The organism is Chryseobacterium endalhagicum, assembly GCF_016745235.1.
Lineage (GTDB): Bacteria > Bacteroidota > Bacteroidia > Flavobacteriales > Weeksellaceae > Chryseobacterium > Chryseobacterium endalhagicum.
The window spans coordinates 1-13761 of record NZ_JAELVM010000001.1 but is presented as its reverse complement, the minus strand read 5'-3'; the positions used below and the strand labels follow the sequence as shown (position 1 = coordinate 13761).

At 40.3% G+C, this 13761-nt stretch carries 8 protein-coding genes and 2 rRNA genes; 8 read left to right on the top strand and 2 right to left on the bottom strand.

The features are described 5' to 3' along the window. Nucleotides 1–420 precede the first annotated feature (420 nt). The 8 genes from JET18_RS00050 to JET18_RS00015 all read left to right on the top strand — a co-directional run bounded on the left by JET18_RS00050 (nt 421) and on the right by JET18_RS00015 (nt 13090). Nucleotides 421–3567 (top strand): SusC/RagA family TonB-linked outer membrane protein, encoded by a 3147-nt coding sequence (locus tag JET18_RS00050; RefSeq protein WP_202088231.1) that lies wholly within the window; start codon nt 421–423, stop codon nt 3565–3567. An 18-nt stretch (nt 3568–3585) separates the two neighbouring features. Then, on the top strand, nt 3586–5121 hold the full coding sequence (locus JET18_RS00045; RefSeq protein WP_202088226.1) for a SusD/RagB family nutrient-binding outer membrane lipoprotein: 1536 nt from the start codon (nt 3586–3588) through the stop codon (nt 5119–5121). Between the two features lie 82 nt (nt 5122–5203). After that, the gene (locus tag JET18_RS00040) at nt 5204–7546 is read left to right on the top strand and encodes a phosphocholine-specific phospholipase C (RefSeq protein ID WP_202088225.1); all 2343 of its coding nucleotides are present in this window, start codon (nt 5204–5206) and stop codon (nt 7544–7546) included. A 223-nt stretch (nt 7547–7769) separates the two neighbouring features. Then, nucleotides 7770–8348, top strand: coding sequence for a hypothetical protein (locus JET18_RS00035; RefSeq protein WP_202088223.1), 579 nt, complete (start codon nt 7770–7772; stop codon nt 8346–8348). Between the two features lie 96 nt (nt 8349–8444). Continuing rightward, complete coding sequence (locus JET18_RS00030) at nt 8445–9245, top strand: WxL protein host-binding domain-containing protein (RefSeq protein WP_202088221.1); 801 nt, start codon at nt 8445–8447, stop codon at nt 9243–9245. Continuing rightward, nucleotides 9238–11991, top strand: coding sequence for a COG1470 family protein (locus tag JET18_RS00025; protein WP_202088219.1), 2754 nt, complete (start codon nt 9238–9240; stop codon nt 11989–11991). The genes JET18_RS00030 and JET18_RS00025 overlap by 8 nt, the downstream gene beginning before the upstream one ends. Next, nucleotides 11988–12512, top strand: a complete 525-nt coding sequence (locus tag JET18_RS00020) for a hypothetical protein (protein WP_202088216.1) — start codon at nt 11988–11990, stop codon at nt 12510–12512. The genes JET18_RS00025 and JET18_RS00020 overlap by 4 nt, the downstream gene beginning before the upstream one ends. Before the next feature lie 77 nt (nt 12513–12589). Then, nucleotides 12590–13090: a hypothetical protein gene (locus tag JET18_RS00015; RefSeq protein ID WP_228728457.1), complete on the top strand. Its 501-nt coding sequence runs from the start codon at nt 12590–12592 to the stop codon at nt 13088–13090. Nucleotides 13091–13370: 280 nt separating this feature from the next. Here JET18_RS00015 and rrf read toward each other — a convergent pair. Together rrf and JET18_RS00005 are read right to left on the bottom strand one after the other, a co-directional pair. Next, nucleotides 13371–13478 (bottom strand): 5S ribosomal RNA (rrf, locus tag JET18_RS00010). Between the two features lie 165 nt (nt 13479–13643). Continuing rightward, nucleotides 13644–13761: ribosomal RNA gene (locus JET18_RS00005) — 23S ribosomal RNA — on the bottom strand; the annotation flags it as partial.

Here is a 13761-nt window from a genome sequence, read left to right as displayed (position 1 = left end):
CCTGCCCTATCTATACTCATCTAGAGGTAACCAGAGTTTGATTTAACGCAAAGTTTTCAGGCTATATCTCCTAATTTCAAGATAAGCAAAGAGGTGTGGCTACGCCACTGAATAAGCGGACATTTATCCACACGCTTCATCGAATCAATTTCAATTGATTCTCTACTCTGCATTCCTAAAATATTAAACCATGATATTCAAACTTTGCGTTTAAAAATTATACATCAATCTATAGAAAAATCTTTCTTTTGAAGCGTTATAATATATAGTATAATAAACACAAATATTAAACTTCAGAAGCCTTTTCAGTTTTATTATTATGTTAAATGTTTCTGTTAAAAAATATTAAAAAAGTATTTTTATTTTAATACCACATTAAAGTTCAGGTAACAGTACACCGCTAAATTTGTCCTCAAAAAAATGAAGAAGACCTTAGCTACTTTTGCTGTTTTTTTACTCCCCCTTTATCTGACTGCCCAAGAAATTAACATTTCCGGAAATGTAAAATCCGAAAACGGCTCCAGCATATCTGGAGTAAGCATTACCGACAAGAATACCGGAAAAACAGCGGTAACTGATGAAAGCGGTAATTTTACCATCTCCGCTAATCCCAAAGATATCCTCGAATTTTACGCTCCTGATTTTTCACTGTATGCCGTAGAAGTTTCTTCCCAGAGACAATATTCCATTGTTTTAAAAAAGGCTGCGGAGAAACAGATCGAAGGTGTTGTAATTACCGCATTGGGTATCGCCAAAAAGAAAGAAAAAATTGGATATGCCACTCAGGAAGTGGGTACGAAACAGTTTGAAACCATTACCACACCCAGCATTGGAAATTTATTTTCCGGACAGGTGGCTGGCCTGAATGTCTCCAACCCTACCGGAATGCAGCAATCCCCGCAATTTACGCTGAGGGGAAATTCCAATCTTGTTTTTGTAATAGATGGGGTGATTGTGGAGAAAGAAGTATTCCAGAATCTGGATCCTAATAATATTGAAAACATCAACGTTCTGAAAGGAGCTACCGCTTCCGCGCTATACGGTTCCAGAGGCCGGTACGGAGCCGTTTTAATCACTACAAAAAGTGCCAAAAAGAAAGGCTTCTCTGTAGAATTTTCTCAAAACACGATGGTAACGGCAGGCTTTACCAATCTTCCGAAAACCCAGAACGAATATGGAAACGGATCCCACGGAAAGTATGAATTCTGGGACGGAGCTGACGGCGGTGTGAATGATGGAGATATGATCTGGGGACCAAAATTTGTTCCTGGTCTGAAAATTGCCCAGTGGAACAGCCCGATCAGAGATAAGATGACCGGACAGGTGATTCCGTGGTATGGTGCGGTAACGGGAACCGAGTACAATGATAAATCCAGATACGAAAGGGTTCCTATTGACTGGAAGTATCATGATAACCTGGATACCTTTTTAAAACCGGCGATCATCAACAACAACAGTTTCGCGATAAGCTATAAGAACAATAAAGATCTCTACAGACTCTCCGGAAATTTCATGAACTATGACGACAGGGTTCCGGGTGCTTCCCTTCAGCGTTATGGAGTGAATTTCTCTTCTGAAAATCATCTGGGAGAAAAATTAATTTTTGATACTAAATTTAATTTCAATCAAACCTTCACCCCAAATATCCCGAACTACGACTACAATCCAAGCGGCCACATGTATACGATCCTGATCTGGATGGGTGCAGATGTAGACGGAAGAGACCTTAAAAACCATATGTGGATCCCGGGAAGAGAAGGAACCGCACAGGCCAACTGGAATTATGCATGGTACAATAACCCATGGTTCGGAGCTGAATATTATAAGAATAAAAACAGAACGAACGTCATCAATGCCCAAACAGGCCTTGAATATAAAGCCACTGAAGATTTCTCCGTAAAAGGGAAGATATCCATCGTTGAAAACCATAACAAACAGGAAATATTAAGTCCTTATTCTTACTTTAATTACAGTGCTCCGAGAAGCGGCGGTTATCTTCTGAATGATACCAAAACCTGGAACATGAACTCCGATATCCTTGCCACGTACAAGAAGAAGCTCTCTGATAATTTTGATTTTACCATCAATGCCGGAGGATCTACATTTTATTATAAAAACGATGTTGACAACGCTTCTACAGATGGTCTGAAAATACCTGAGCTTTATACCCTGGAAAACTCTACAGGAGCTGTAAAATATTTTGATTACCTTAAAGAAAAGCTGATCTACAGCGCCTATTCAACCATTGATATTGGTTTGTACAATGCTTTTTTCATCAATATTTCGGGACGTAATGACTGGTCTTCCACTCTTCCGAAAGAGAACCGATCTTACTTCTACCCTTCCGCATCGGTAAGTGCCGTGATTTCAAATCTGGTTAAAATGCCGGAAGCCGTCAACCTTTTGAAATTATCCGCTTCCTGGGCAAAAGTAGCTTATGACTTCCAGCCTTATTCAACCAGAAACTATTATCTGAACAGCCAAGGGGCAACTTTTAACGGAAATCCAATGTTCTATTATCCTACTACACTGAATATTGAAAATTCTTTAAAACCGGAACAGACAAAATCTTATGAATTGGGATTAAGCGCAGGGCTATTCAAGAACAGGGTAACGTTAGATGTCACGTATTTCAGAACTCTGGATTACAACAATATCCTGCAGTTCCCGGCTGCTTCGTCATCAGGTTTCACTTCCCAGTATGTAAACGGCAACGAATACACCACGAAAGGTCTTGAAATATCTTTGGGACTGACTCCTGTAAAAACTGCCGATTTCACCTGGAGATCTTTAATCAACTGGAGTACGTACGAACAGAAACTGACTTCAATCTATGATGATATGCCAAACTACAACAACATCAAGCTTGGCGAAAGAATGGACAGCTTTTACGACTATACCTGGAAAAAATCTCCAGACGGAAAAGTCGTTCTGGATGCGAAAACCGGAATGCCGACAAGAGCAGATGCTCCCAGCAATCTGGGACATTTTAATCCGGACTGGACTTTTGGTTTCAACAACACCTTCAAATATAAAAAGTTTACCCTGAATATCGGAATCGACGGAAGCATAGGCGGCGTGATGAGATCGCAGGTGGTAGAAAAAATGTGGTGGGGCGGAAAACATCCGAACTCCACAGCTTACAGGGATCTGGAATATGCCAATCCGGGGACCTACTATTTTGTACCGGACGGTGTCAACTTCGATGCCGCTACGGGAACTTATACCCAACACACAAAACCGATCAGCTTCCAGGACTGGGCGCAGAACTATCCATATCAGGCAAGGGTTACGGAAGATGAGAGCAAATTGTTTGCAAATGTTTTCGACAGGACTTTCATCAAACTGAGATCGGTAGTCCTGGAATATGATTTTTCGTATCTCCTGAATCCGAAAGGAATGATAAAAAATTTCACAGCGAATATTTCAGCTTACAATCTGGCCATGTGGAAAAAATCCAAAAACCTTTATTCCGACCCGGATTATCAGCTAAAGAAAAGGGATGACAATGATATCCAGGATCCTTCCAGCAGATGGATCGGAATAGGATTTAATCTTAAATTTTAATGAATACGTATCTGAACAATGAAAAATATTATAAAAACTCCGGTGAAACTGCAAAAAGGAAAAACAGCAAAATGGTTAAGAAGTTTCAGCATAAAAACTGCTGCATTGGCAGGAATACTGATGCTGGCTTCGTGTGAAACCGACCTTGACAAGATCAATGAAAATCCAAACGACAAAGCCACGGTAGATCCTAAAGTACTGCTGACGTATGTTTCCGACAATGCTTTCCAGGTCAATGGTGACAATATGTACGCCTCAAGAATGATGATCGGGACGGATGGCGAAAATACCTACCAATACATGAAGTGGAATGATGCTTCTTTCGACGTATATACCACAGGTCTTTTGAATACGGTAAAAATGATGCAGGAAGCAGAAAAGATCAACAATAAAAACTATGCTGCCATAGGGAAATTCTACAGGGCTTATTACTTTTTTAATTTAAGTTTAAAACTTGGAAGCATTCCTTACACAGAAGCGGCGAAAGGGGAATCAGGAATTACACAGCCGAAATACGACACTCAGGAAACTGTAATGGCCGGAATTTTATCAGAACTGAAAGAAGCGAATGATCTTATCAATACCAATGACAAAATTGAAGGCGATATCATCTACAACGGCGATGCTTTAAAATGGAAAAAGCTGATCAACTCTTTCCGTTTGAAAATCCTGATCACCATGTCTAAAAAAGCAACCCTGGGAAGCTATAATGTAGCCGCTGAATTTGCGTCTGTTGCCAACAGCCAGTCTTTGATGACTTCCATTTCGGATAACGGGGAGCTTAAATTTGCCGATGCTGCGGACAGCAGATATACAACGTTCAACAGCAGCGGGTATGGGTCCAGCCTGTATATGGCTGATTATTTTATCAATCTGTTTAAAGCCAGACAGGATCCCCGCCTGTTCACTTTTGCAGCCCAGACCACAGGGGCAAAAGAAGCCGGAAAACCTCTTACGGATTTTACTGGATACAACGGAGGAAACCCTACTTCTCCCTATTCTGACAATGCAGCGCTGATCACGGCAAAAAATATTTCCAAGGTGAACGATCGTTTTTATAAAGATCCTACCAATGAGCCGTCTTCCGTCTTAAGCTATTCCGAACTTGAATTTATTCTTGCTGAAGGTGCTGCCAGAGGATGGATCTCCGGATCGGCAAAAACCCATTATGACAACGCCATTAAAGCAAGTTTCAGTTTTTATCAGACGTATGTGAAAAATCCGGGACAATATTTCTCAGGATTTGATGTGAATCAGTATCTGGCCACTCCACTGGTTGTTTACAGTGATGCCGCACCGCTTGAAACCCGTCTGGAAAAGATCATGACGCAGAAATACATGACGATGTTCCACCAGAGCCAATGGACTTCCTACTATGATTACCTGAGAACGGGATATCCAAATTATCCTTTACAGGCTGGTGTTACCGCACCACTCAGATTCAGGTATCCGCAGGCTGAATACAACTACAACAGCAACAACCTGAAAGCGGCTCTGGCAGCTCAGTACGGAGGCAATGACAATATCCGTTCCAAGCCGTGGTGGCTTCAGTAAGACCTAAAATATTTTTATAAAAACAGATAAACCGCAGGAAAATCCAATTAACTTGCGGTTTATTTCTAATTTAGATTGAATCATGAACAGAAGAGAATTTTTAGAAAAATCAAGTCTTTTGCTGGCCGGACTGGGAACTTCAAGTGTTCTTCACCCAGCCATTTTAAAAGCACTGGCCATTGAACCCGCGGCATTGTCCACTTTTTATGATGCGGAACATGTGGTGATCCTGATGCAGGAAAACCGTTCATTCGACCATGCCTTCGGAGCACTGAAAGGTGTGAGAGGCTTTCTGGACAAAAGAGCTTTCGTAAAACAGGACGGCCATTCCGTTTTCTTTCAAAAAGACAATTCCGGAAAATATGCTTCGCCGGCAAGATTAGATCTTAGAAATACAAAGTCTACGTGGATGAGCTCTTTGCCACACTCGTGGTCTGACCAGCAGAAAGCCCTGAATAAAGGAAAATATGACCAGTGGCTTCAGTTTAAGGCTTCAGGAAACAAAGACTATAAAAATATTCCGCTTACCCTGGGCTATTATAACCGGGAAGATCTTCCTTTTTATTACCAGCTGGCGGATGCGTTTACGATATTTGATCAATATTTCTGTTCATCATTAACGGGAACTACTCCAAACAGGCTTTTTCACTGGTCCGGAACACTCAGAGAGCAGCAAAACGGTAAGGTGAAAGCTAATGTTTATAATGAAAATATTGATTATGACAAGGCCAGACAGGCACACTGGAAAAGTTTTCCCGAACTCCTGGAAGAGCAGAATGTTTCATGGAAGATTTATCAGAATGAGATCAGTCTTCCCAAAGGAATGTCCGGCGAACAGGAAGCCTGGCTGAGTAATTTTACCGATAATCCTATTGAATGGTTCTCGAAATTCAACGTTAAATTTTCGAAAGGCTATCATCAGAATATTCCAAAGATCATTGCGTATCTGAAAGAAGAACTCGGTAAAAAACCGGATCAGAAGAAAAAATTTGAAACTTTGATTGCTGAACTTGAAGAGGATCAGGTGAAATATGCTCCTGAAAATTATGCAAAACTTTCACAGCAGGAAAAGAATCTTCACGAAAAAGCATTTACCACCAATGTGAATGATCCTGACTACTGGAATCTGGAAATTGGTAATGACGAAAACGGAGAAAGGCTGGTTGTTCCCAAAGGAGACGTCCTTTTCCAGTTCAGGAAAGATGCAGAGGAGAAAAAACTTCCGCTGGTTTCATGGCTGGTTGCTCCTGAACATTTTTCTGACCATCCGGGATCACCGTGGTATGGTGCCTGGTATATTTCTGAGGTTTTAAATATTCTGACCCAAGATCCTGAAACCTGGAAAAAAACAATTTTCATTATCAATTATGATGAAAACGACGGATATTTTGATCATGTCCTTCCTTTTGCGCCGCCGCTTAATCCAAGCCAGCCGGTTGATCTGAACAGTAAAGATGGAGTGGAATATGTGGATAAATCCCAGGAATATATGTCTGTTCTTCCGCTCAAAGATCATGAGAGAATAGAAGGAACAGTCGGTTTGGGTTACCGGGTTCCGATGATTATTGCGTCACCGTGGACAAAAGGAGGCTTCGTTAATTCTGAAGTTTCGGATCATACTTCCGTGCTGCAGTTTCTGGAGAAATTCATCCTGAAAAAATTCAGTAAGGATGTGAAAGTGAATAATATCAGCGACTGGAGAAGAGCGGTCTGCGGAGATCTTACATCTGCCTTCAATTCTTCCGATACAAAAGCTCCAAAGATGGATTATCTTGATCAGAAAGATTATGCAAAGACCATTAACGCAGCTAAAAGCAAACCCGTTCCGGATCTGAAATGGTACAGCGAAAATGAAATCAGCGACCGTCTTCTTGATATTCAGGAAAGAGGGACTAAACCTTCTAACCCGCTTCCTTACCATTTCCATGTCAATCTGGAGAACGAAAAGATCAGAATGACCAATTTAAAAGAGGCCGGTATTCCTCTGTTGATTTATGACAGGACTCAATTTGACAGCAATAATTATCATTTTTCATATGCTTTGTATGCAAAACAGGAGTTGTCACATCCTGTGAATGCGGGAAAGTATGATCAGGAAGTTTTCGGGCCGAATGGTTTTTTCCGGAAATTCAGTGGAACTCAAGCCTCAGACTTGGAAGTACAGCTGACCAATACCGGTTTGAAAAATGAAGCGGAACTTGTTTTTAAAAATAAAAAAGGAAATGCTTCAGTTGTTCTGGAAGATCTGTATGAAAAAACCAAAAAAACAGTTTCCTTACAGCATTCTGAAGAAAAAATACGGCTTGATCTCAGTAAAAATAAAGGCTGGTATGATATAAAAGTAACATTCAACGACCAAATCTGGCATTTTGCAGGAAGAATAGAAACCGGAAAAGTTTCCATTTCAGATCCGCACTGGATATAATCTGAGAAATCCATCCATTTAAAAAGCCTTGCATAATGATATGCAAGGCTTTTTTATGATTGTAATCATAGCTTAATTCTGTGTTTTTATATAATTTGCATATAAATATTCGTACAAATAATAAAATACTATAATGATATCAATAATAATATTTTAAATACGGAATTTTATTTTTATACTTTATCGAATTTTATTAAATTCACTTAACTAATTTAACAGCATCATGAAAAAATTAAACTTAAGCCTTGCAGTATGCTTCATTACTGCTGCATTTTCCGGCAGCCTGAAAGCGCAGGATACAAATACGGACAATCATACCATTACTATTTCAATTCCTGAGGTTGCACTGGTAGATATTGAACCGGCGGCGACTAAAAACATTACTTTAGGATTTACTGCCCCTACCGAAGCGGGTAATCCTATTACGCCATCAACTTCTAACACTACGCTTTGGCTGAATTACTCATCCATAAAATCTGTAGCTGATCCTACGCGTAATGTATCTGTAAGTATGAATGCTCTGATTCCGGGAATTGATATCCAGGTAACGGCAGCAGCTGCAACAGGCAGTGGCGCGGGAACATTGGGAACACCTTCAGCACAGCTTATTTTAAGTGCCGCAGATCAGACGATTGTTTCAGGAATCGGAAGTGCCTACACCGGAAACGGAGCGAATAACGGACACAACCTAACTTATGCTTTAGCGGCAGGAAGCGGACCTGGAGGAGTAGCTGCCTATGCAGATCTACAGGCAACCGCGACTACTGTAGTCACCGTTACTTATACGATCTCCGACAACTAAGATTTTTAATTTTAAAAATAAAACAAGAAGAAATTGCCTGTCAGTTTCTTCCTGGTTTTATAGTGCCTATAATTTAATTTCAAACTTTACATGATCATGATAAAGCGTATGCTCCTTTTGATGTTTTTAATGCTGCAGTTTAGCTTTCTACAGGCAGGCATCGTCGTACTCAACGGCCTTACCCATTCGTACAAAGTAGAAAACGGAAAAGTATACAAAGGAAAAGTGGCTATAGAAAATACGGGGAGCAAACCTCAGAGCGTAAAACTTTTTTTGCAGGATTTTACTTATGATGCAGACGGTTCCATTCATTATACGGCAATCCGTACCAATGCCAGAACCAATGGGGAATGGATCAAACTTAATACGAATCTGGTCACCTTAAAAGCGAAGGAAAAAACAGAGGTCTTTTATGAGATCACGGTTCCCAGCCAGCCAGCTGATCCCGGAAGTTACTGGAGTGTCATCATTGTGGAGCCTGTAGAAGATATAAAGCCCAGCAATGATCAAGCAGGGGTAAATATCACATCTGTTATCCGCTACGCTATTCAGGTGATCACCGATTATGATACGGAAAAGGCAAAACCTGATCTTAAATTTGAAAGCGTAAAGATTGAAAAGGAAGAAGGAAAGCAAACGGCAAAAATTGCAGTAGCCAACAATGGAAATCTGTACTGCAAGCCTACTGTGTCTCTCGAAATCTATAACCGGAAAACCGGAGAAAGGCTCGGAAGCTATACGAGTATTGCAATGGGACTGCTTCCGCAGACCTCCAAATCATTTCACATTGATATCAGCAAAGTTCCAGCAGATCTGTACAAAGCAGTACTGATTGCCACCGATGAAGATGACAATGCTTTTGCCCTCAATGTGGAATTAGAAGTAAAGAATGATTAAACCCTGGATTTTATATATCGTCCTTTTAACCTTATTCCCGGCACTTATTTTTTCTCAACAAAAGCCAAATCAACTGGCCAGTAAAAAAGATAGTTTAATGCCGGGAATGTCTACTTCTATTTCCTTTGCATTAGAAAATACCACCGCAGAAAGCAGAACATACGATCTTACGGTTACTGCTTCCAATCCGTTGATCACTCCTATTTTAGCGAAGGCGGAATTGACGATTGAACCTCATGAAAAAACGGTTTATCTGGTTCCCATACGTATTGCAGCTGAAGCAGCACAGGGAACCTATTCTGTAGTTCTGAACGGAACCGACCGGAATGATGGAGCCCGTTTTACAAAAACTTCTCAGGTCACTATTTCGGGAAACAGGAAGCTCAGTCTTACTTCATTAAATTCACCGGAGTTTATCCGGGCTGGGGAAACCATTCATGCTTCTTTTCTTCTGAAAAATAATGGAAACGTTACGGAAAAGCTGATCCTGGAGAGTAAAAATGCAGTAGTGGATCATGACGCTTCTATTACATTAGCTCCCAACGAATCAAAAGTGATCAGCATCTACAAAATCACCAATGCAGAACTGGGTCAGAACGAATATCAGAATCTCAATCTTTCCGTTTACTCACCGGATAATCCAAAAGAAAATCAGACGGCTTATGTAAGCACCAAAATTATCTCTGTAAAGCCTGTAGAAGATGACATCTATCACAGACTTCCCGTATCAGCATCACTGACTTTTATTGGAATGAAAAATATGGGTGTTTATGATGACGGATTTCAGGGCGAAATCTATGGAAAGGGAACCTTGGATAAGGAGAATAAAAACCAGATTGAATTTCATGCGGTAACCGCCAATCCGGTGGAGTTTAATTCTTTTACACAGTACGAAGAGTATTTTATTAATTATAAACGGGACAATCTATTTGTTCATCTGGGTGATAAAACGTATTCTGCATCCTATTTAACAGAGTTTGCAAGATATGGCCGCGGGGCAGAGATCCGGTATGACTTTAAAAAATTCAGTTTGGGAGGTTTTTACAACCATCCGAGATTCTTCAGGGATATTAAAGATGAATTCAATGGGTATGCTACTTTTAAAATCAGAAAAGAATCAGAAATTACGGCCGGATATCTTTATAAAATTCCAAGAAAAGGAGAAATGAATTTCGGAAATCTCAGACTGGATTCTGAAGCCCATCTTCCTTACGCTGCGGGAAAATTCAAGATTACAAAAAACATCAGCCTTTCCGGAGAAGCATCATACAGTAAAACTGAGCAGATGGAAGGGAGCGCTTATATGGCACAGGCACAGGCCTCTTTTGAAAAGTTTACCGGAAATGTTCTGTATATGAAGGCCAGCCCGCAATTTGCAGGATATTTTACCAATACGAGTACCTTTAACGGAAATATTCAGTATAAGATTTCAAAAAAAATTAATGTGTTTGGAAATTATATCCGTGATGCCAAGAATTTTCAAAGGGATACTTTATTCTTCGCAGCTCCTTACCGGAATTTTCTTCAGTATGGGGTTCAGTACAAATATATTCCCAGCGGTTTTATCACACTTTATAATGGTTTTCAAAAGTATCAGGACCGTTTGGAACCCAGACAATTTGATTATTATGAGCGGTATTTTAAAGTGAGTATCGATCAGAAGATCGGAATGTTCCAGGTGAATCTTCAGGGACAGTTTGGAAAAACGGATAATTATCTGAGTGGATTTAAAGGAAATTCCAGTTTTTATACCACCAATATTGCTTTTGAAAAGTTTAAAACTTCTTTTAATATGTATGCCAGCTATGCAATCACTTCACGATATCAGCTGCAAAATGACAAACAGTTTTATTACGGGGCCAGGGTCTTCAGCCGTTTTTCTGATAAAACCAGTATGAGTCTTTTTTATCAGAACAATTATATGCCTGAAGAATATTTCAGAGACCGGAATCTTTTTGAGGTTTTATTTCACCAGCAGTTATTTCCGGGCAGCGAACTTGATCTTTCAGGAAGATATTCTCTGCAGCGCGGCCAGCTTGGGGATAAGGATTTTATCTTTTCACTGCGGTATACTTTGCGGATGAATGTGCCCGTACAGAAAACAGCTGAGTATACTTCTTTATCAGGAAACATCAGCAATCTGGGGGTAAAAAAGACGGAAGGAATAAGATTAATGCTGGGAAGCCATTTATCCGTTACCGATAAGGACGGAAACTATCTGTTCAAAAATGTGGTTCCGGGGGATTATTTTCTGGAGATCGATCGTTCTACTGCGGAAATTAATGATATCACGAATATTTCTTTACCCGCATCATTGCATCTCAATGGCAAAGAAAATACCTTTAATTTTGGATTAACTACTGCTGCAACGATTAAAGGAAATATTCAGCTTTCTGAAAATGATAAAGAGCAATACAGCTTTGCCCAGTTTCAGCCTAAAACCGAAAAAAAGAAAAGACAGAGCATTATCATCGAAGCAACAAACGGTGAACAGACCTACCGGAAAATAGCATTTATAGGGGAAACTTTTGATTTTACTTATTTGCGTCCGGGAGAATGGAACATTAAACTGTACAGGAATGGTCTGGACAAACGGTATAAAATTGTGACAGATTCTTTTCAGCTTAGTCTTAAGCCCTCGGAAACACAGAATCTAGCCATTCACATTGTAAAACAACAGAGTGAAATTAAATACCAGCAGGAAACGATCAAAATAGGATATAACGAATCAAAAAAGAAAAAATGAAACTGAAGGAATCTATCATATGCCTGATTTTTGGTCTCATACCCGGTACAATATTCTCGCAGACCACCATCCCGATGACACTTCCTGTAGTCACCCTTATGGATATAGAACCTGCAGGAACCTTCACATTGAATTTTACGGCACCTACAGAAGCCGGACAAGCTTTAACAGCTCCTGCTGCCAATACAACAAAATGGGTCAATTATACTTCGGCTATTGCATCTGGAGGACTTACAAGAAGAATTACAGCTTCTATCAATGCGCCCATCGCTGGGGTTAATATACGGGTGCAGGCCGCTGCCGCTTCGGGAGCTGGCGGAGGAACATTAGGAACGTCATCCGGCCTCGTTACCCTGGGGACTACAGCCACCACTATTATTACAGGGATTGGAGGGGCATTTACCGGAACAGGAGCTAATAATGGGCATAGACTTACGATCAGCCTTGCGGTGAATACTTATGCCAACCTTTCAGCCCGTACGAACACTCCTGTTATCATCACTTACACCATCACAGAATAAAATTGAAAATGAAAATCAATAGCCGCCTTCTCAGGAACATATTTTTAAAAAAATATTTATATCTCATTCCTTTAACAATGAGCAGTTACCTGGGAGCTCAAACGCTAAATACCAGTGGAAGCGGCTGGACGGTAAGTGTACCTGCCATTACTGAAGCAGGAAGCAACTATGGGGGAACTTATGCAAGTGCCACCAATGCGATAATATTATCCGGTACACTGCCAGGCTCTTTTCTTAATCTTCTCACCAATGGAGCTGCCAGAATCAGTATGCGCTATAATCCTGTCGTTTGGAACAATGCGCTGCATCTCTATGCAAAAAGAAGTGGTGGAACTGCCACGATTAGCGGGCTTTGTCTTGGTTGTTCCGCAACTGTCAATGGTGGGACAACATATATAGAAATGCTGCAATCACCGGACACAGCATTGTGCACTATCAATTTTTCGGGACTTTTAGGACTGGGTAACAGTGTCGCGTTCTCAGGAATTAATGTACAATTGCAGATAACCGGAGTTTCTGTGGTAATTCCTGCTGCATCGTATAGTGCACAAGTCGTTTTTACAATAGGCCCAAATTAAAAAATCCCTTACAGGACTGCTTATGGCTTATGGCTTATGGCTTATGTAAAGATAAGTGATCAATGATGATTGATAAGTGATCTGTGATGCTGGGTAGTAGTAGTTACAAGGTTCTGCCCCCGCATTACTCATTACCAATTACTAATTACTGATCTATTATGCTTGATAATTGATGATTCATAACTTATCATTGATCATTTATATGGGGTATGGTTTGGATATCTGGTATAGGTATAAAACAAAAAAGTCTCATACAAAACTGTATGAGACTTTTAATAAAAACTGGCGGCGGCCTACTCTCCCGCTTTCGCAGTACCATCGGCGCTGGTGGGCTTAACTTCTGTGTTCGGAATGGGAACAGGTGAGCCCCACCGCTAAAACCACCCTAAAGGCTTTATATAAGAGGTTAGAGGTTAGTAATTAGAGGTTAGTAATTCACTAACTTCTAATATCTAATTTCTAACTTCTATTTTATCGATAAAAACTTTCACAAAGACAAAACCTTGTCTGCGCACAAAAGAACTTGTTATTATTTAAAATATAGCAACCAATAGGCTATAAATCTACGGGTAATTAGTACTACTCGGCTATGCTGTTACCAGCTTTACACCTGTAGCCTATCAACGTCGTCATCTCCAACGACCCTTAAAAGATGTCTCATCTTGAGGCGA

Excerpts from the sequence above, each read along its gene's own strand:
- JET18_RS00045 (WP_202088226.1), top strand. The coding sequence starts at position 3,586 with ATGAAAAATATTATAAAAACTCCGGTGAAACTGCAAAAAGGAAAAACA.
- JET18_RS00025 (WP_202088219.1), top strand. The coding sequence starts at position 9,238 with ATGATTAAACCCTGGATTTTATATATCGTCCTTTTAACCTTATTCCCG.
- JET18_RS00050 (WP_202088231.1), top strand. The coding sequence starts at position 421 with ATGAAGAAGACCTTAGCTACTTTTGCTGTTTTTTTACTCCCCCTTTAT.
- JET18_RS00035 (WP_202088223.1), top strand. The coding sequence starts at position 7,770 with ATGAAAAAATTAAACTTAAGCCTTGCAGTATGCTTCATTACTGCTGCA.
- JET18_RS00030 (WP_202088221.1), top strand. The coding sequence starts at position 8,445 with ATGATAAAGCGTATGCTCCTTTTGATGTTTTTAATGCTGCAGTTTAGC.
- JET18_RS00015 (WP_228728457.1), top strand. The coding sequence starts at position 12,590 with ATGAGCAGTTACCTGGGAGCTCAAACGCTAAATACCAGTGGAAGCGGC.
- JET18_RS00040 (WP_202088225.1), top strand. The coding sequence starts at position 5,204 with ATGAACAGAAGAGAATTTTTAGAAAAATCAAGTCTTTTGCTGGCCGGA.
- JET18_RS00020 (WP_202088216.1), top strand. The coding sequence starts at position 11,988 with ATGAAACTGAAGGAATCTATCATATGCCTGATTTTTGGTCTCATACCC.